The sequence below is a fragment of the Actinoallomurus sp. NPDC050550 genome (genome assembly GCF_040655075.1).
Lineage (GTDB): Bacteria > Actinomycetota > Actinomycetes > Streptosporangiales > Streptosporangiaceae > Actinoallomurus.
The window spans coordinates 18,615-37,423 of the sequence record NZ_JBFAJC010000059.1; the positions used below are offsets into that span (position 1 = coordinate 18,615).

17 protein-coding genes are annotated in these 18,809 nt (G+C 70.4%); 11 read left to right on the forward strand and 6 right to left on the reverse strand.

From position 1 onward, the window contains the following. Positions 1-39: 39 nt before the first annotated feature. Both AB0I04_RS45535 and AB0I04_RS45540 read right to left on the reverse strand, forming a co-directional pair. Entirely contained in the window at positions 40-465 is a 426-nt protein-coding gene (locus tag AB0I04_RS45535) for a cold shock domain-containing protein (RefSeq protein ID WP_360899643.1), read from the reverse strand. Between the two features lie 92 nt (positions 466-557). After that, on the reverse strand, positions 558-980 hold the full coding sequence (locus AB0I04_RS45540; protein WP_360899647.1) for a hypothetical protein: 423 nt from the start codon (positions 978-980) through the stop codon (positions 558-560). A 229-nt stretch (positions 981-1,209) separates the two neighbouring features. On the opposite strand from AB0I04_RS45540, the gene AB0I04_RS45545 reads away from it, so the two are divergent. Both AB0I04_RS45545 and AB0I04_RS45550 read left to right on the forward strand, forming a co-directional pair. Next, a complete protein-coding gene (locus AB0I04_RS45545; protein ID WP_360899650.1) occupies positions 1,210-3,264 on the forward strand; it encodes a glycoside hydrolase family 3 C-terminal domain-containing protein in 2,055 nt (684 codons plus the stop codon). Positions 3,265-3,365: 101 nt separating this feature from the next. Then, positions 3,366-5,039, forward strand: a complete 1,674-nt coding sequence (locus AB0I04_RS45550) for an FAD-binding dehydrogenase (RefSeq protein ID WP_360899653.1) — start codon at positions 3,366-3,368, stop codon at positions 5,037-5,039. A 24-nt stretch (positions 5,040-5,063) separates the two neighbouring features. On the opposite strand, the gene AB0I04_RS45555 is transcribed toward AB0I04_RS45550, so the two are convergent. From AB0I04_RS45555 to AB0I04_RS45565, 3 genes are read right to left on the reverse strand one after another with little or no spacing between them, the layout of a single operon-like run. Further along, positions 5,064-6,200 carry a mandelate racemase/muconate lactonizing enzyme family protein gene (locus tag AB0I04_RS45555; RefSeq protein ID WP_360899656.1) on the reverse strand — a complete coding sequence of 379 codons (1,137 nt, stop codon included), beginning with the start codon at positions 6,198-6,200 and terminating at the stop codon, positions 5,064-5,066. After that, positions 6,197-7,144, reverse strand: coding sequence for a dihydrodipicolinate synthase family protein (locus AB0I04_RS45560; RefSeq protein ID WP_360899659.1), 948 nt, complete (start codon positions 7,142-7,144; stop codon positions 6,197-6,199). Before AB0I04_RS45560 ends, AB0I04_RS45555 begins: the two co-directional genes overlap by 4 nt. After that, the gene (locus AB0I04_RS45565; protein WP_360899661.1) at positions 7,131-7,805 is read right to left on the reverse strand and encodes a GntR family transcriptional regulator; all 675 of its coding nucleotides are present in this window, start codon (positions 7,803-7,805) and stop codon (positions 7,131-7,133) included. Before AB0I04_RS45565 ends, AB0I04_RS45560 begins: the two co-directional genes overlap by 14 nt. Before the next feature lie 263 nt (positions 7,806-8,068). On the opposite strand from AB0I04_RS45565, the gene AB0I04_RS45570 reads away from it, so the two are divergent. The 9 genes from AB0I04_RS45570 to AB0I04_RS45610 all read left to right on the forward strand — a co-directional run bounded on the left by AB0I04_RS45570 (position 8,069) and on the right by AB0I04_RS45610 (position 18,418). Then, positions 8,069-9,424 carry a sugar ABC transporter substrate-binding protein gene (locus AB0I04_RS45570; protein ID WP_360899664.1) on the forward strand — a complete coding sequence of 452 codons (1,356 nt, stop codon included), beginning with the start codon at positions 8,069-8,071 and terminating at the stop codon, positions 9,422-9,424. Continuing rightward, the gene (locus AB0I04_RS45575) at positions 9,421-10,353 is read left to right on the forward strand and encodes a sugar ABC transporter permease (RefSeq protein ID WP_360899666.1); all 933 of its coding nucleotides are present in this window, start codon (positions 9,421-9,423) and stop codon (positions 10,351-10,353) included. The genes AB0I04_RS45570 and AB0I04_RS45575 overlap by 4 nt, the downstream gene beginning before the upstream one ends. After that, positions 10,350-11,255, forward strand: coding sequence for a carbohydrate ABC transporter permease (locus AB0I04_RS45580; protein ID WP_360899669.1), 906 nt, complete (start codon positions 10,350-10,352; stop codon positions 11,253-11,255). Before AB0I04_RS45575 ends, AB0I04_RS45580 begins: the two co-directional genes overlap by 4 nt. 212 nt (positions 11,256-11,467) lie before the next feature. Further along, positions 11,468-12,676, forward strand: coding sequence for an ROK family transcriptional regulator (locus tag AB0I04_RS45585; RefSeq protein WP_360899672.1), 1,209 nt, complete (start codon positions 11,468-11,470; stop codon positions 12,674-12,676). 122 nt (positions 12,677-12,798) lie between these two features. Further along, complete coding sequence (locus AB0I04_RS45590) at positions 12,799-14,145, forward strand: extracellular solute-binding protein (protein WP_360899675.1); 1,347 nt, start codon at positions 12,799-12,801, stop codon at positions 14,143-14,145. Positions 14,146-14,147: 2 nt separating this feature from the next. Continuing rightward, positions 14,148-15,149 (forward strand): sugar ABC transporter permease, encoded by a 1,002-nt coding sequence (locus AB0I04_RS45595; protein ID WP_360899678.1) that lies wholly within the window; start codon positions 14,148-14,150, stop codon positions 15,147-15,149. An 11-nt stretch (positions 15,150-15,160) separates the two neighbouring features. Further along, entirely contained in the window at positions 15,161-16,030 is an 870-nt protein-coding gene (locus tag AB0I04_RS45600; RefSeq protein WP_360899682.1) for a carbohydrate ABC transporter permease, read from the forward strand. 86 nt (positions 16,031-16,116) lie between these two features. Further along, the gene (locus AB0I04_RS45605; RefSeq protein WP_360899685.1) at positions 16,117-17,400 is read left to right on the forward strand and encodes a 6-phospho-beta-glucosidase; all 1,284 of its coding nucleotides are present in this window, start codon (positions 16,117-16,119) and stop codon (positions 17,398-17,400) included. After that, on the forward strand, positions 17,393-18,418 hold the full coding sequence (locus AB0I04_RS45610) for a BadF/BadG/BcrA/BcrD ATPase family protein (protein ID WP_360899688.1): 1,026 nt from the start codon (positions 17,393-17,395) through the stop codon (positions 18,416-18,418). The genes AB0I04_RS45605 and AB0I04_RS45610 overlap by 8 nt, the downstream gene beginning before the upstream one ends. A 112-nt stretch (positions 18,419-18,530) precedes the next feature. On the opposite strand, the gene AB0I04_RS45615 is transcribed toward AB0I04_RS45610, so the two are convergent. Then, entirely contained in the window at positions 18,531-18,788 is a 258-nt protein-coding gene (locus tag AB0I04_RS45615) for a hypothetical protein (RefSeq protein WP_360899691.1), read from the reverse strand. Positions 18,789-18,809: the final 21 nt, after the last annotated feature.

An 18,809-nucleotide genomic window follows, 5' to 3' on the forward strand; every position in this document is an offset into this window, starting at 1 on the left:
CACCGACTCCTCCGACCCTAACGGCAGCCGCGCGGAGCGTCAGTCCTCGATCCAGTCGTGCGAGGCGGCGAGCCGGATGACCCGCTCGCGGAGGAGCAGGATCTGCGCCGCGGTCAGCTCCGGCACTGCCGCGAGGAACGTCTCGGTGAGCTCGGTCCGGAAATCCTCCGTCGTGAGGATCTCGCACGTTCCGTCGTCGTCACGCGGACGAGGGGCACGCGCGGCCTTCACGGGGCCCCGGCGGGAGCCGTCGGAGGCGCCCGGAACGACGCGGACGTCGTATCCCTTCGGGCCCCGCTCGCCCTCCGTGACCTCGAACTCGACGCTCGTCCCCGGGGAGAAGGCGTACTTGTCGTCCAGCAGGTCGTTCGCGTGAACGAAGACGTCCTCTCCGCCGTCCTCGGGGGCGACGAACCCGTATCCCCGTACCTCGTCGAACCTTACGACACGTCCTTTGACCACCACGTGAACCCCTTGACCATGACCACCGCGCGCGATTTCACCGCATCCCGGGCGGTACTCCGCCCGTTACGACGAATCATAAGCGGCCGCGGGCATCACTCGCGCTCCGTGAGGCCGTCGATGAGCAAGCCGAGACCGAGGCCGAACAGCCAGACGTCCTTGGCCAGGATGAGCCCCTGTTCGGTCGGGAAGACACTGCCCTCCCGGCGCATCCCCGGCGTCCTGGCGTAAAGGCCGACCAGGCCGGCCGAGAAGGCGGCCAGGGCTCCCCCGGCCACGGCCGTGGGCACGACCGGGAGCAGCAAGGCGGCGGCCACCGCCATCTCGCCGGCGGAGAGCAGCCGGACGAAGGTCTTGGGATCGACGGCGCCCAGGAACGGATAGGCGTTCGCGGCCATGCCGTGCAGCATCTCGGCGGTCTGCTGGTCCGCTCCCCGCTTGCCCAGGCCCGAGTCGAGGAAGAACACGCCCGTCGCCAGCCGACCCGGGACGTGCCGCAGCCGTAGCGGAAATCGCATGGGTCCCCCCTTTCAACGGTCTCCCTCCCTACGTACCCCGTGCCGTCGGCGGCGCGCCCCTCGCAGTGGGCAGAGGCAGGTCAGCCACACATCCCTCCTTTAGTGCCGATGTCCGGCCCTTCTGAGCATTTCTCGCCCCAATAAGAGCATATACATCGGATGTATCTATTGACCTTGATCCGTACGCGCGGTACACCTCTCTTGACCGAGACCGGCCGTAGGAGGCCTCGTGCGCAAGACCCTTTTCGCCCTGGCGACGTCCGCCCTCCTGCTCGGCGCCATGGCCGTACCGTCCGCGGCGGTGCCCGCCCGGCCGTGGATGGACCGCTCCCTGTCGCCGCAGAAGCGGGCCGAACTGCTCGTGGCGCGGATGACGCTCGACGAGAAGGTCCTCGAGATCCACATGATGGACGTGCCGGACCATCCACGCGAGGTGCCGGGCATCGAGCGGCTCGGCATCCCGGCCCTGAAGATCACCAACGGCCCGGCGGGCGCGGGGCCGGGCGACAGCAACACGCCCCAGCCGGCGACGGCCCTGCCCGCGGCGCTCGGCATGTCCGCGTCGTGGGATCCGCGGGTGGCCGCGGCCTTCGGCCGGGTGGCCGGCCAGGAGGTCGCGGACCGCGGGGAGGGCCTCATCGAGGCCCCGGGAATGAACATCACGCGCGTGCCGCGGAACGGCCGCAACTTCGAGTACCTCGGCGAGGATCCCTACCTCGCCGCGCAGATGGCGGTCCCGGAGGTCCGTGGCATCCAGGCCCAGGGCGTCATCGCCGAGGTCAAGCACTACGCGGCCAACAACCAGGAGACGGACCGCAAGACGATCAACGAGGTCATCGACGAGCGCACGCTGCGGGAGATCTACCTGCCCGCGTTCGAGGCCGCGGTGACGCGGGGCCGGGCCGGCGCGGTCATGTGCGCCTACCCGAGCGTCAACGGGCGGTTCGGCTGCGAGAACACCCACCAGCTACAGGACGTGCTCCGCGGCGACTGGGGCTTCGACGGCTTCGTCCAGTCCGACTACACCGCGAACCACAGCACGGTCGCGTCGGCACTGGCCGGTCTGGACCTGGACATGAAGCACGTCTACTACGGCGACGCGACCAAGGCCGCCGTCCTCGGCCGGCAGCTCGACGAGGCGGTCGTCGACCGGATGCTCGTACGCCGGTTCGCGCAGATGTTCCGCTTCGGGCTCTTCGACCATCCGCGCACACCGACGCCGATCCCGGCGCAGCGGGACGGCGCGATCGCCCGGTCGATCGCCGAGCAGAGCGCGGTCCTGCTCAAGAACAGCGGCGGGCAGCTGCCGCTGCGCGGGGTGCGCTCCGTCGCGGTGATCGGACCGTACGCGGGCGCGGCGCACACCGGTGGGGGCGGCAGCTCCGCCGTGACGCCGCTCTACACGGTCTCCCCCGTCGACGGGATCAAGAGCAAGGGCGTGACCGTGACCTACGCCGACGGCGCCGACCCGGCGGCCGCCGCGACACTCGCCAAGTCCGCCGACGTCGCCGTCGTCATGGTCGGCAACAAGGACAAGGAGGGCGGCGACCGGCCGAACCTGTCGCTGCCCGACGGCCAGGACCGGCTCGTGTCGGCCGTCGCCGCGGCCAACCCGCGGACGGTCGTGGTCCTGAAGACCGGCGGTCCGGTGCTGATGCCGTGGCTCGCCCAGGTCCCCGCCGTCCTCGAGGCGTGGTACCCGGGCGAGGAGGACGGCAACGCCGTCGCCGACCTCCTGTTCGGCGACGCCGACCCGTCGGGCAAACTGCCGATGACCTTCCCGAAGGCCGATAACGAGACGGCGGCGAACACGCCGCAGCAGTACCCCGGTGTGAACGGCACCGCGACCTACTCCGAGGGACTCGACGTCGGCTACCGCTGGTACGACGCGCACGGCGTGACTCCGCAGTTCCCGTTCGGCTACGGCCTGTCGTACACGACCTTCGCGATCCGCCACCTGAGCGTGTCCGGGCAGGGCCGGGTCGCGTCCGTCGACGTCACGAACACCGGCACGCGTACCGGCGCCGACGTCGTTCAGCTGTACCTCGCGTCGCCCCCGTCCGCCGGTGAGCCACCACGCCGGCTCGCCGGCTTCGCGAAGGTCACGCTGCGGCCCGGCCAGACCCGGCACGTGACGATTGGGCTCGACGCCCGCTCCTTCTCCGTCTGGGGCACCGCGGCGGGTCGCTGGAGCACGGTCCCGGGCCGGTACGCCCTCTACGCGGGCGACTCTTCGCGCGACCTGCCCCTGCACGCGACCGTCACCGTTCGGGAGTCGCGATGAGGCGGGGCTGATCGTCGACCGGTGCGGCTGTGGTAGATGATGCACTGATACCGCCGCACCGAGTCGCCGCCGCCGCAGGACGGCGGCCAGCGAGGAGACCCATGGATTTCGACGTCATCGTCGTCGGAGCCGGCCTGGCCGGCCTCGTGGCCGCCCATGAGCTCACCTCCCGCGGGAGGAAGGTCGCTCTGCTCGATCAGGAGAACGCCGCGAACCTCGGCGGGCAGGCGTTCTGGTCGTTCGGCGGGCTGTTCCTGGTCGACTCGCCGGAGCAGCGGCGCATGAGGGTGAAGGACTCCCTGGAGCTGGCCTGGAACGACTGGCAGGGCAGCGCCCAGTTCGACCGGGTCGAGGACGAGGACTCGTGGGCGGTTCGCTGGGCGCGTTCCTACGTCGAGTTCGCCGCCGGGGAGAAGCGTTCGTGGCTGGAGAGCCACGGCATCCGGCTGCTGCCGACGGTCGGCTGGGCCGAGCGCGGTGATCTGCGGGCGGACGGGCACGGCAACTCGGTGCCGCGCTTCCACATCGCCTGGGGCACCGGCACGGGCGTGGTGGCGCCGTTCGCGCAGAGCGCCCACCGGGCGGCCGACGCCGGAACGCTGACCTTCCGCCACCGGCACCGCGTCGACGAACTCATCGTCGAGGCGGGCGCCGTGACGGGGGTGCGCGGCGTCCTGCTGGCCGACGACTCCGCACCGCGCGGCGTGGCCTCCAACCGTGAGGTGGTCGGGGACTTCGAGCTCACCGCCCAGGCCGTCATCGTCACCGCGGGCGGGATCGGCGCCGACCACGACCTGGTGCGCCGCTACTGGCCGGAACGGCTGGGCAGGCCGCCCGGTCAGATGGTCACGGGGGTGCCGGCCCACGTCGACGGGCGAATGCTCGACATCACCGAGGCCGCCGGCGCGCGCCTGGTCAACCGCGACCGCATGTGGCACTACACCGAGGGCATCCAGAACTGGGATCCGATCTGGCCCGGCCACGGCATCCGCATCCTGCCCGGCCCGTCGTCGCTGTGGTTCGACGCCCTCGGCCGGCGCCTGCCGGCCCCCTGCCTGCCGGGCTACGACACGCTCAGCACGCTGCGGCACCTGCGCACCACCGAGGACATCGCCGGCTACGACCATTCCTGGTTCATCCTCACCCAGAAGATCCTGGAGAAGGAGTTCGCCCTGTCGGGGTCGGAGCAGAATCCCGACATCACCAGCGGAGACCGTAAGAGGTTCATGCGGGAGCGGCTGCTGAGCAAGGGCGCGCCCGGCCCGGTGGACGCGTTCAAGCGGAACGGCGCGGACTTCGTCGTCGCCGACACCCTGGACGAGCTCGTCGCCAAGATGAACGCGCTCACCGAGGAGCCGCTCCTGGACGCGGCCGTCCTGCGCCGCCAGATCCAGGCGCGGGACTCCCAGATCGTCAACTCCTACAGCAAGGACGCCCAGGTCCAGGGCATCCGCAACTCGCGGCGCTACCTCGGCGACCGGCTCGGCCGCACCGCCGCGCCGCACCGGATCCTCGACCCCGCGGCCGGGCCGCTGATCGGCGTCAAGCTGCACATCCTCACCCGCAAGACGCTCGGCGGCATCCAGACCGACCTGGACTCCCGGGTCCTGGGCGCCGACGGACGGCCGATCGAGGGGCTGTACGCCGCGGGCGAGGTCGCCGGGTTCGGCGGCGGCGGGATGCACGGCTACAACGCCCTCGAAGGGACCTTCCTCGGCGGCTGCCTGCTGTCCGGACGCCGCGCCGGCCGCGCCGCCGCCGAGCAGCTCGCCTGATCGCCGACCCGAACGCTCGGGACGTCAGCAGTACGCCAGTGAGCCGTCCGGGCGGGTCGGCACGCGGCGTTCCCAGTGCACGTAGTCGTCCTCCGCCAGGGCCGCCTCGTCGATGGTGACCCCCCAGCCGGGACGGTCCGGCCGCAGCTCGAGGTGCCCGTCGACCGGGACGTACGGGTCGGGGCACCAGCTCGTCGTCTCGGGTTTGTACTCGAGGATCGAGAAGTTGCTGCACGCCGCGGCGAAGTGGACGTTGTGGGCGGTGGCCAGCGGGCCCATCGGGTTGTGCGGCGCCAGCATGGTGTTGAAGGTCTCGGCGATGGTCGCGATGCGCCGCAGCTGGGAGATGCCGCCGACCACGCAGATGTCGGGCTGGACGATGTCGGCGCCCCCGTGGGTGAGCAGCTGGAGGAACTCGTGCGGGGAGTACAGGCTCTCGCCGGTCGCGAGGGGGACCTGGAGCTCACCGCGCAGGCGCCCCCACGAGGCGAAGTGCTCGGGGCGGATCGGCTCTTCGAGGAACAGGGGGTCCATCGGCGCGAGCGCGTTGCCCAGCTGGACCGCCTGATAGGGCTCGAAGATCTTGGCGTGGGCGTCGAAGGCGAAGTCGAACTCCTGCGGGCAGCTCCGCCTGACCTCCTGAGCCCACTCCGCCGCCTCGGCGACGACGAGACCCCACCGCGTCGCGTGGAGGTCGTTCCGGAACGGGCTCAGCTTGAAAGCGGTGAAGCCGTACCGCTCGTGCAGCTCGACGGTCCGCCGCCGGCAGTCGTCGGGGTCGGGCGCGGAGTACAGGCCGCAGTAGACGCGGACCCGGTCCCGTACGGCGCCGCCGAGCACCTGGTAGACCGGGACGCCGAGCGCCTTCGCGGTGATGTCCCACAGCGCGTGGTCGATGGCGGCGATCGCCGCGAGCCCGAGCGCCCCCTGGGGGAAGCGCGCGGTGCGGATCAGGAGCTGCGACAGGTACTCGACGCGCCGGGGGTCCTCGCCCCGGATCTGTCCGCCGAGGTAGTCCAGCAACGGGACGAGCGCCAGGTCGGGACCGTGGTTGTAGGCCTCGCCCCACCCGCTGACGCCCTCGTCGGTGTCGACGCGCACCAGGACACGGGGCCGCTCCCCCACGCGCTGGACGAACGAGCGCAGACCGCTGATCCTCATGAGGCCACCGCGCGGCCCGCCGATGGCAGGGGCAGCAGGTCGTCGGTCCTGGTCCAGTCCGCGATGATCCGGGCCACCACCTGGCGTTCCCGCTCGGGAAGGACCGTGCTGGGGGGCCGTACCGAGCGGTCGCACAGGCCGAGCTGGTGCATGGCCTCCTTCACGACGCTGACGTTGTTGGCGCCCCGGTCGACCGCCCGCAGATGCTCGAACTGCGCGATCTCCTGAAGCATCCGCTCCGCCTGGGCGTAGTTCCCCTCGCGGAGCGCGTCCCTGAGCCGGAGCGAGAAGGCGGGGTTGACGTTCACCAGCCCGGAAGTGAAGCCCTCGGCGCCGTGAACGGCGTAGGACAGGGCGTACGGCTCGGCCAGCCCGGCGATCCAGACGAACCGGTCGGCGCCCACCTCCATGCGCAGCTGCGCGAAGCGGTTCACGTCCGTCACCGCGTACTTCAGGGCGATCACGTTGGGGCACAGGTCGCCCAGTCGCGTCAGCAGGCCGGCGTCCACCCAGGCGTTCCGTACGTAGAGCACCAGGGCCATGTCGGGCAGGGCGTCGGCGATCGCCCGGTGGTAGTCGAGCCAGCCGTCGGCCGAGACGTACGGGTGGACGGGCTGATGCACCATGACCATCCGGATGCCGCAGGCGGCCGCGTGACGCGCCTCATCGACGGCGGTGGCCACGTCGTGGCCGATCCCGGCGAGCAGGTGCGCCCGCCCGTCGACGGCCTCCGCGGAGGCGGTGAGGAGCCGATGGCGTTCGTCGGCGTTCAGCGCGTAGAACTCGCCGGTGTTGCCGTTCGGGGTGAGCACGCCGACGCCGGCGTCGACCAGACGTCCCAGCAACACCTTGAACAGCTCGACATCGGGCGCTCCGTCGGCATATGGCGTCACCGGGATGGCGACCACGTCGCGCAGCGCCTGCGAGAGCTCATCGAACTTCACGGCCGACCTCCTTGATCTGGCGGATCGCCCGCTCCCGGAACGCGCTGACGTGCTGTAGCACGAGCCGCGCCGCTTCCTCCGCCTGGCCGCTCAGGGCCGCGTCGAGGATCTCCCGGTGCTCTCTCGCCTCGTCCTCCCAGGAGGGGCGCTGCGACCAGGCGTTCACCGAGATCAGGGCGGTCTGTTCGCGCAACTGGTCCAGCATCCCGACCAGGACGTCGTTGTCGCAGTCCGCGTACAGGGCGCGGTGGAAGTCGCGGTTCGCGAGGCTGCGCGCCACCTCGTCGGCGGCGTTGTCGGCGGCCTCCAGGGCCTCCCGGGCCAGTCGGCCGCCGGTCCGCAGGCCCGCCTCGACGCTCCGCTGCACGGCGACCGGCTCGATCAGGCACCGGGCGTCGAACACGTTACGGGTGAGGCGCTCATCGACGGTCCGGACCGCGGCCCCGCTGTAGTCGCTCATGGTGACCAGACCAGCACCACTGAGGATCTTGAGCGCCTCGCGCACCGGGGTCTTGGAGACGCCGAAGCGGCCCGCGAGCTCCGCCTCGACCAGCGGACGGCCAGCCGGCAGCTCGCCGCTCAGGATGCCGCGACGCAGCGCTTCGAGAACCAGGCCGGTCCTCGAAGACGGCTTGATCGCACCCAATGCTGTCTCGCTCACCCACACTCCTTCGCTCGACGACGCCCCTGACGGCGTCTTGATGGCGGCCAAAGGATCATCGCACCGGCCGGGCACGCGGTGCCGGTCATCGCGTAAGGCGAGGGACTGCCACACCCCTGACGCGCTGATCCCTGATGCGCCGAGATCGACCCTACCAGGCATCTCATATTTCGTATATGTTGTGCCGTCATATCGTATGCCTTACGGTTGCGGAACGTCATCGCGAGACGCGCAGTCCGCGGTCAACGAGAGGGAGAGCAGCGATGAAGCGTCAGCACCACCCGGTCGCGGCCCGCAGTTCCGACGGCCTGCCCCGGCGCGGCTTCCTCCGAGCGGCGGCAGGCGTCGGCGTCGCCGCGGGCCTGGGATCGACGCTGAGCGCCTGTGGCGGCTCGGGGGGCTCCAGCGGCACCGTCACGCTGCAGCTGTGGGACACCGACACGCGCCCCGAGCGCACCGCCAACCTCAAGAAGCTGATCTCGATGTTCGAGGCCAAGAACCCGGGCATCCGCATCAGCTACCTGGGGCTGCCGACCGACCAGTACATGCAGAAGATCAATACCGCGATCGCCACCCGCTCGACCCCGGACCTGCTCACGCCGAAGGCTTCCGACATCGCCGCCCTTGTGGCGCAGAAGGCCCTCGCCCCGCTGGACGATCGCCTGCGGGCGGCCGGCCTGGAACAACAGATCTCCCCGCAGATGCTCAAGTCCTCCCGGGCCGCCGCCCCCGACGGCAAGCTCTACCTGACGCCGGCCACCAGCCTCGCGGACGTGATCTACTACCGGGCCGACTGGTTCAAGCAGGCGAACCTGAAGCCGCCGGCGACGTGGGCGGACTTCGACGCGGCCGCCCGGCGCCTCACGAACGCGTCCACGGGCCGCTTCGGCTACACGCTGCGCGGCGGCAACGGCTTCTTCGCCCAGATGGTGGAGATGGTCTATCCACGCGCGGGCGTGTCGACCTTCTACCGCGCGGACGGCACCTGCACGCTCGACGACCCCGCGGTCATCAGCGCCTGCGAGGCCTATGTGGCACTGTTCGGCAAACAGACGGCACGCAGCGACCTCACCGCCGACTTCAAGGCCATGGTGGCCCAGTTCGGCAAGGGCGGCGCCGGCATGCTCAGCCACAGCATCGGCTCCTATCCCAACCACGTCGCCGCCTTGGGCACCGACAAGGTCGGCGTCGTCGCGCCCTTCCCCGCCACGGGCCACCGGGTGCTGACCGGCTGGATGACCACCGGATTCGCGATGTTCAAGGCGAGCAAGCACGAGGACGCGGCCTGGAAGTTCCTCGCTTACACGATGGAGCAGGAGGGCAACAGCTTCTGGGCCCAGAAGTCCGGATACCTCCCCGGCAACAACGCGGTCGCCCAGGAGAAGTGGGTGACCGAGAACAAGGCCCTCAAGGCCGCCATGGACGCCGCCGCCGCGCCGGGCGCCGTGACGCTCGAGCAGCCGTACTACCTGCCGGAGTTCACCACCATCACCACCAACGACCTGCTCCCGCAGTGGCAGAAGGTCCTGCAGGGCGGCCTGTCGTCCCGTGACTTCCTCACCGCCGCCGCGGCCTCCCTCACCAAGGCCAAGAGCAAGTACGGCAAGGAGCACGGATGAGCGCGACGGCCGGACCGATCCGCCGTAAGAGGCCCGCGGCCGCCCGGTTGTTCGGGCCACGCGCCGCCCATCCCTATCTGCTGATCGCACCGGCGGTCGTGCTGGTCGCGGTCTTCCTCCTCTATCCGGTCCTCAGCGTCTTCTGGCAGAGCCTGCAGAACCACAACCTCACCCGCCCCCTCGACGACGGCTTCGCCGGTCTCGACAACTTCCGGAAGATGCTCTCCGACGGCCTGTTCTGGCGGAGCCTGCGCTTCACCGGTCAGTGGGTGCTGGTCGAGGTGGGGCTGCAGTTCGCCCTCGGCCTGGCGCTGGCGCTGGTGCTGAACCGCACCTTCGTCGCCCGCGGAATGGCCCGGGCCCTCGCCTTCAGCCCGTGGGCGGTGTCCGGCATCCTGACCACGACGATCTGGCTCCTGCTCTACAACCCGACCACCGGCGTCGGTCACTACCTGGCGTCCATGGGCGTCGGCGAGTACGGGACGTCGCTGCTCTCCGACCCGGGCACCAGTTTCTGGGCCCTGGTCATCGCCGAGTTGTGGAAGGGCATCCCCTTCTACGCCATCCTCATCCTCGCCGACCTCCAGTCGGTGCCGACCGAGCTGTACGAGGCCGCGGACGTCGACGGGGCCGGAGTGTTCCAGAAGTTCAGGGCGGTCACCTGGTCGCACATCCGCAAGGCCGTCGTCATCGCCACGCTGCTGCGGGCGGTCTGGGAGTTCAACAACGTCGACCTGCTGTACACCATGACCGCCGGCGGCCCGGCCAACTCGACCACCACGCTGCCGCTCTACGTGGCCCAGACCGCGATCCACGGCCAGAACTTCGGGTACGGGTCCGCGCTCACCGTCGCGGCGTTCCTGATCCTGACCTTCGCGTCCCTGGTCTACCTGCGCATCAGCAGGACGAACTTCGAGGAGGGCAAGTGAGCCTCGCCACCCGCGGCGACGTCCGGCAGGGCCCGGTGACATCTCCCCCGCGCGGGCGGACGACCGCCGCCGCCACGGGCGGGAGGCGGCGGCGTTCCGTGGGAGACCGTCTCGCGCTGTGGGTGCCGCTGGCCCTGTTCCTGCTCTTCACGATCGTGCCGCTGTACTGGATGGTGCTGTTCGCCTTCCGGCCGGCGGGCTCGACGTCCCTCCTGCCGTGGCCGATCACGCTGGAGCACTTCCGGACCGTCTGGGAGGGCTCGGGGTTCGGCGTCTACTTCCGCAACAGCATCATCGTCGCGGTCACCAGCCTCGTCGTGTCCACCGGGGTCGGCCTGCTCGGCGGGTACGCGCTCGCCCGCCTCGACTTCCGGGGCAAGAAGCTCTTCCTGGTCACGATGCTGTGCACGCAGTTCATCCCCGGCGCGATGATGCTCATCCCGCTCTTTCAGATCTTCAACACGTTGCGGCTCACCAACAGCCTGTGGAGCCTGGTCATCGCCGACACGGTCTTCCACCTGCCGCTGTCCCTCATCCTCATGTCCGGCTTCATCCGCAACGTGCCGGTCGAACTGGAGGCGGCGGCGCAGGTCGACGGGTGCGGCCGGATCCGGGCGTTCTGCGCGGTCGTGCTGCCCCTGCTCAAGCCGGGGATCGTCGCCGTCGGGTCGTTCGCGTTCATCAGCGCGTGGAACAACTTCCTGTTCGCCATCATGTTCATCAGTTCGCAGGACAAGTTCACCGTGCCCGTGGGCCTGAGCTACCTCCTGGGCGACTTCGGGACCGACTTCGGCGCGCTCGCCGCCGGAGGTCTGATCGCCGTCGTCCCGGTCATCGTGCTCTTCGCGTACGTGCAGCGCTTCCTCATTCAGGGGCTGACCGCCGGCGCCGTGAAGGGCTGACGCCAAGGCCTCTCTCGCCGACATCCTGCCGACCCACCGACCGTTCCACACGCGGCCGGCCCGGGACCTCCTAGTCTCGGGCCGGCCGTTTTGTGGCAAGAGCATGGTTCGCCCGGTTCGAGGATTGGGGGTTGATTCGCGGATGCCTGGGAGCGTATAAGTAAACAACTTTCTTTCTAACAAGTTCGCCCAGTTGAGAGAGGGGTGTCCAGGTGGCCCAACGGTATCCAGCAGGACCGCAACGCCTGCTGCGTCTGCTCAACGGGCGTGCGGTCCTGGAAGCGATCCACCGGGCCGGTCACCCGATCACCACCACCGACCTGGCGGGCCGGATCGACCTGTCCCGGCCGACGGTCGCCGCCGCGGTGAGCCTGCTGCTCGAGCGCGGCGTGATCAGCGAAGTGGGCCCGGAGACGGGCCGTAAGGGGCCCGCGCCCACGTTGTACGAGGTCAACGCCGACTGCGCGTTCGCGATCGGCGTGGACATCGGGCACAAGAAGATCCGTGCCGCGATCGCCGACGTCACCGGGAGCGTACGGGCGCGGGCCGAACAGGAGAGCCCTTCCGACCGCGACGCGCTCATCGAGCGGGTCCTGGCGATGTGCGAGGACCTCGCCGGCCAGATGGGCATCGCGCTGGAGGCCGTCGGCCAGGTCGTGATGGGCGTGCCGGCCGTCGTCGGGCCCGACGGTCGCGCCCTGTCGTACGCCGAGGGCCTGCCCGACTCGGGACGTGGGCTCGGCACGGCGCTCGGTCGTATCGTCCCGGCGCCGCTGATCCTGGAGAACGACGTGAACCTCGCGGCGCTCGCCGAGCGCAGGCAGGGCCACGGGACCGAGGTCGACGACTTCGTCCTGGTCAGCCTGGGCGTCGGTCTCGGGCTGGGCATGGTGGTCGACGGCCGCGTACGGCGTGGGGCGACCGGTGTGGCGGGCGAGGCGGGCTACCTGCCCGGCTATCGGGTGATCGCGCCGCCCGGGCAGCGCCGGGACCTCGTGCAGGACTACATCGGCGCGCGATACATCAGCGCCGAGGCGCGTCGCCTGGGACTGCCCGGTGACGGCACCCCGCGCACCGTCTTCGAGCTGGCCCGCGGAGGCGACCCGACCGCGGCGGGGATCGTGGACGACACCGCCCGCAGCATCGCGCACGTGATCGCCTGCGTGGTGCCGCTGATCGATCCGGCCCTGGTCGTGCTGGGCGGCGCCATCGGCGGCAACGGCGATCTGCTGCTCGCGCCGGTCGCCCGGCACCTCGAGGACTTCAGCATCTTCCAGCCGCGGATCGTCGCGTCCGACCTCGGACCGGGCGCGGAGCTCATCGGCGCCACGACCATGGCGTCGGATCTGGCACGCGAGTCGACGTACGCGGCCGCCACCGCGCCGAGTGGCCTGATGGAGGCGCCCCTGTCCTTGTCCTGACGTACCGCGGCGGCGCCGTCTTGCCGGACGGCGCCGCCACCAGAGACGCCTGGGCGTTGCCGCGCCCGGAGCGATGACCGACCCGTCACCCAGCGAATGCCATTACCTAGGAAGGACGATCAGTGTTCAAATTTACCACCGGGGCCGTGGCGGGCACGGCTGCCGCGCTGCTGCTGGCCGGCTGCACATCCGCCGGGCCCGCGTCGTCGGAGCCGACCACCGCGATCTCGGCGGGTGCCTCGCACGCACCGACCACGATCAGCGTGTGGACGTTCAACCACCTGCCCAACGAGGTGGCGGCGTTCACCGCGGCGCTGAACCGCCTGCACGCGAAGTACCCGTGGCTGACCGTGAAGTTCGTGCCCAACAAGGACGACGCGGCGTTCGCCAAGGCGGTCGCCGCCGGTGATCCGCCGGACGTCTTCGTCGCGTCCGCGCCGGACAACGTCGGCAAGTTCTGCGCCAACGGCACGGTCGCCGACCTCGGCCCGTACCTGTCGTCGGCGAAGGTGAACACCACCGCGACGTTCCCGGCCGCGACCCTGGTGTACACGAAGTACCAGGGCAAGCAGTGCGCGCTGCCGCTGCTCACCGACGCGTTCGGGCTGTACTACAACAAGAAGATGTTCGCGGCGGCCGGCATCACCACGCCGCCGAAGACGCTGTCGGAGCTGGCCGCCGACGCGAAGAAGCTCACGGTGAAGAACGCGAACGGCTCGATCAAGACGTACGGATTCGTGTCCCGGTCCGACTACAACGCCAACCGGTACATCTACACCGGGGTGCAGAGCGGCACCAAGTTCTACGGCGGTGACGGGAAGGCGACGTTCGCCGCCGACCCCAAGTGGCAGCAACTCCTGCAGTGGGACAAGAGTCTCGGCGACTCCTACGGCCCGGGGAACGTGCAGAAGTTCGTCGGCCAGTACCAGGCGCACGCGGACGACACGAGCAACCCCTTCCTGACCGGCACGGCGGCGATGGAGTTCGACGGCGAGTGGCACATCGGCGAGATCGACGCGGCCAAGAAGGGCCTCGACTACGGGGTCGCGCCGATGCCGATGCTCGACTCCACGTCGGGCACGTACGGCGCGGGTAACACTCTGGGCACCGTCGCCTACCTGCCCGCGGGTTCCAAGCACAAGCAGGAGGGCTTCTTCGCCCTACAGCAGCTCACCACCGACACGACGTTCCTGAACACCCTGGCGGACACGGTCTCGAACATCCCCAGCACCTTCGCCGCGCTGCAGAGCTGGGACAAGGCGAGCGACCCCCACTGGAAGCCGCTGGTCGACATGTTCAAGAACCCCGGCTCGTACTACAAGACGCTCGCACCCGCCGGCGAGGAGGACATGGACACCTGGAGGGAGTTCCTGCTCCAGTACGAGCAGGGCAAGGTGGCGAACCTGCCCTCTGGTCTCGCCGGGATCGCCAAGAAGATCGACAACGCCAACGCGCAGGCGGGGAACTGAGGATGACGACCACCGTCGCCCGTGCCGGCGGCACCGTGAGCGGGGCGCCGCGGCGCCCCGCTCAGGGGGCGCGCCGCCGCCATCCGAGCAAGACCCGCTGGTGGGTCGTGCTGGCCTTCCTGTCGCCGTTCGTGATCGGGCTCGTGACCTTCGTGCTGTATCCGGTGGCCGCGACGCTGTACTACTCACTGACCAACTTCCAGGCCGGCTCGTACCGGCCCGTACGGTTCGTCGGGCTGAACAACTACCGGACCCTGTTCACCCAGTCCGACAACTTCTGGATCGCGGTGCGCAACACCGTGTGGATGGTCGTGATCATGGTGCCGCTGCGCACCGCCTGGGCCATGCTCACCGCCTGGCTGATCACCCGGGTGAAGCGCGGCCGGAACGTCTACCGCACGATCTTCTTCCTGCCCCACATGGTGCCGCCGGTGGCCGCCGCGCTGTCGTTCATCGTGCTGCTCAACCCGGTCGGGCCGCTCAACAAGCTGCTGGGCCTGTTCGGCATCGGCGAGCCCGGGTGGTTCTCCGATCCCGCCTGGTCCAAGCCGAGCCTGGTGCTGATGGCGCTCTGGGCGGCCGGCAACACGATGGTGATCTTCTCGGCCGCCATGCTGGACGTACCGCGCGAGCTGTACGAGGCGGCCGACCTGGACGGCGCGGGCCCGTTGCGGAAGTTCCGCAGCATCACGCTGCCGGCGCTCTCCCCCGTGATCTACTTCTCGCTGCTCACCGGGATGATCTACGCGTTCCAATACTTCACCGAGGCGTTCGTCGTCTCCGGCTCGGCGAACGTCGAGGCGTCCAGCAACGAGCTGATCGGCTACCCGGCCAGGTCGCTGCTGTTCTACTCCACGGAGCTCTACCAGCAGGGCTTCTCGTACTTCAAGACCGGGTACGCGTCGGCGATGGCATGGCTGCTCTTCCTGGCCATCTTCGCCGCGACCGTGGTGTTCATCCGCGCCTCCCGCCGCTTCGTGCACTACTCGGGCGGTGACCGGTGACCGCCGCGGGCATGACCGGGCGCCGGCCCGCACTCGGCCGTCCCCGGCCGCCGATCGGGCGTCGCCTGCTGTACCGGCTGGCCGAACACGCGCCGGCCGTCGCGGTCGCGCTCTGTTTCCTGCTGCCGTTGATGATCAGTGTGCTCACCGCGTTCATGACACAGGACCAGGCGGGCACCGGGTCGCTGTGGCCGTCGCCCTGGGACTTCGGCAACTTCCGGCAGGTCTTCAGCGCCATGCCCTTCGGTCGCGACCTGCTCAACACGGTGCTGTACGCCGGACTGTCCACGATCGGCACGGTCGTGTCATCGGTGCCCGTGGCGTACGCGCTGGCCCGGCTGCGCTGGCGGGGCCGGGAGGCGTTCTTCCTGGTGGTGCTGGCCGCGATGATGCTTCCCGCGCAGGTGACCAGCCTTCCGCTGTACGTCTTCTACTCGCACATCGGATGGGTGGGCACGCTCAAGCCGCTGATCGTCCCGTCGTTCTTCGGCGACGCGTTCAGCATCTTCCTGCTGCGCCAGTTCTTCCGCACGATCCCCGGCGAGCTGACCGAGGCGGCGCGGGTCGACGGCGCGGGCGAGCTGCGCATCCTCCTGCGGGTGATGATCCCCATGACCAAGCCGGCGATCGCCGCCGTGGGGCTGTTCTCGTTCCTGTACGCCTGGAACGACTTCTACAACCCGCTGCTCTACACCGGTAACAGCCAGGGCGGCCAGACCCTCGCGGTGGCCCTCACCCAGCTCGCCAAGAGCGGGCACCAGAACGCGTACCAGCTGCAGATGGCGGCGTCGCTGATGTTCCTGCTGCCCGTCCTGGTGCTGTTCTTCCTGGCGCAGAAGGTGTTCGTCGAGGGCATCGCGCTGACCGGCATCAAGGGCTGACCCGGCATCGAGGGCTGACCGGCATTAAGGGTTGACGGCCCCGCCGCGACGGCGGACCGTCCCAAGCGAACTTCTTTGGAGTAAGAGTGAAGATCACCGTTGTCGGCGGTGGCAGCACGTACACGCCCGAGCTCGTGGAGGGCTTCGCCCGGCGCGCGGGCGTGCTTCCGGTCGACGAACTGGTCCTGTACGACGTCGACCCCGAGCGGCTCCGCGTCGTCGGCGGCCTGGCGGGGCGGATCCTCGCCCGGCAGGCGTTCCCCGGCCGGCTGACCACCACGACCGACCTCGCCCAGGCCCTGGACGGGGCGGCCGCAGTGCTCATCCAGCTGCGCGTCGGCGGCCAGGCGGCCAGGCTGAGGGACGAGACGCTGCCGAACAAGTTCGATCTGATCGGCCAGGAGACCACCGGCCCGGGAGGCTTCGCCAAGGCGCTGCGCACGGTGCCGCTCGTGCTCGACATCGCGGCGGAGGTACGCCGCCGGGCCAGGCCCGACGCGTGGATCGTCGACTTCACCAACCCGGTCGGCATCGTCACCAGGGCGCTGCTGGACGCCGGGCACCGGGCGGTCGGCCTGTGCAACGTGGCGATCAAGTTCCAGCGGAGCATGGCGGACCGGTTCGGCGTCGACGCCGACCGGGTCCGGCTCGACCACGCCGGTCTCAACCATCTGTCGTGGGTCCGCTCGGTCACCGTGGACGGCGAGGAGCGGCTGCCCGGGCTGCTGTCCGGCGATCTCCTCGCCGAGATCGCCGAGGAGGTGCGCCTGCCCGCCGGGCTGCTGCGCGACCTGAAAGCGATCCCGTCCTACTACCTGCACTACTTCTACTGCACCGACCACGAGCTGGGCCGACAGCGGACGGGGTCGCACCGGGCCGAGCAGGTCCAGGCCATCGAGCGGGAGCTGCTCGCCCTCTACGAGGACCCGGAGCTGGACCACAAGCCCGAGATCCTCGAACGCCGGGGCGGCGCGTACTACAGCGAGGCCGCGGCGGCCCTGGTGACCAGCCTGCTCACCGGCGACGGAGCGCACCACTACGTGGACGTGCGCAACGACGGGGTGCTGGCGGGCCTGCCCGATGAGGCCGTCGTCGAGGTGCCTGCGCACGTCGACACCGCAGGCCCCCACCCTGTCGCGGTGCCGCCGCTGCCGCCCGAGATGCTCGGACTGGTCCAGGCCGTCACGGCGTACGAGACCCTCACGATCGAGGCCGCGCTGACCGGCGACCGGTCGGTGGCCCGGCGGGCGCTGCTCGCCAACCCGCTGGTCCGCCAGTGGGACCTCGCGGCGCCGATGTCGGACGCGATCCTGGAGGCCAACCGTTCGTACCTGCCGCGGTTCTTCGGCGAGGAGCCTGCCGATGGCTGACCTCGTGGTCGGCGTCGACGGCGGGAACTCCAAGACCGACCTCGTGGTCGCGGACACCGATGGGCGGCTGCTGGCCTGGGTGCGCGGCACCGGTACGCGCCCGCACACCGACGGCATGGCGGTCACGGGCGGACAGCTCGCCGACCTGACGCGCCGGGGGCTGTCCGAGGCCGGTCTGCCGGAGACCTCGCCCGTCACGGTCGGCGCGTACTTCCTGGCCAATGTGGACGTTCCGGACGACGAACAGGAGGCGCTGTCCCAGCTGTCCCAGCTGGGCGTGGCCGAGCGGATCCTCGTCCGGAACGACACGCTCGCCATCCTGCGGGCCGGTGCGCCGGAGGGCTGGGGCGTGGCCGTGGTGTCCGGCGCCGGCATCAACGCCGTCGGAGTCCACCCGGACGGACGGTCGGCCCGCTTTCTGTCGCTCGGCGACATCACCGGCGACTGGGGCGGCGGCATGGGCGTCGCGCGGGCGGCCCTGGGCGCGGCGGTACGCGCCGGTGACGGACGCGGGCCCGCGACCGCACTCCGGGAGGTCCTTCCGGGCCGTTTCGGGCTGCCGACCGTGGAGGCCGTCGCCCTGGCCGTCCCCGCCGGAAAGATCTCCGCCATGCAGCTGCTCACCCTCGCGCCGCTGGTGTTCGCCGCCGCCGAGGACGGCGACGCGGTGGCGCGGGGGATCGTGACGCGTCTCGGCGACGAGATCGTCACGATGGTGACCGCGCTGTTGCGCCGGCTCAACCTGCTGGACACCCCGACGCCGGTCGTGCTCGGCGGCGGAACGCTGCAGAACGGCCAGGTCCTCCTGCACGACCACATTCGCCGGCGGCTCCACGAGGACGCCCCGCAGTCCCGGCCGCACGTGCTCGACGTGCCGCCGGTGGCCGGCGCGGTCCGCGAGGCGCTGACGGAGTCCCACGCCCCGAACTCCGCCTGGCTCCGCCTCCACGAAGCGCTCACCGGGACGCGGGTGCCGTCCCCGGCGAGCGGAGAGGCCCGCCCCTGCCCCACCGGATGAGACCGGCGCCGAGGCCCGTGGCGCTGATCGCGAGATCGGCCGTCGCACCGCCCTGCCCGCTCCTCGCCAGGCGCGGGCAGGGCACCGCCCACCGTGCGGCGGCGCGCGGCCGTCAGCCCGTCTGCTGGGCCGGGCGTTGGTAGGCGCTGAGGTCGATGCTCCGGGCGATCGCGTCGACGGTCGTCCGGTAGCGGTCGGGTAGCTCGATGGTCTCCAGCAGGACGCCGGACTGCGGCAGCCACCATAGGCGCGGCGTCGAGCGCCAACCGTTCCGGCACTCGAAGCGGTACTCGCGGTAGATGGCCTGCTGGCCGCCGACGGGGCGGGTGCCACGGACGGTGACGCCGTCGGCGATGATCGCCTTGGTCATGAGGGCGCGAGACTCGTGTGC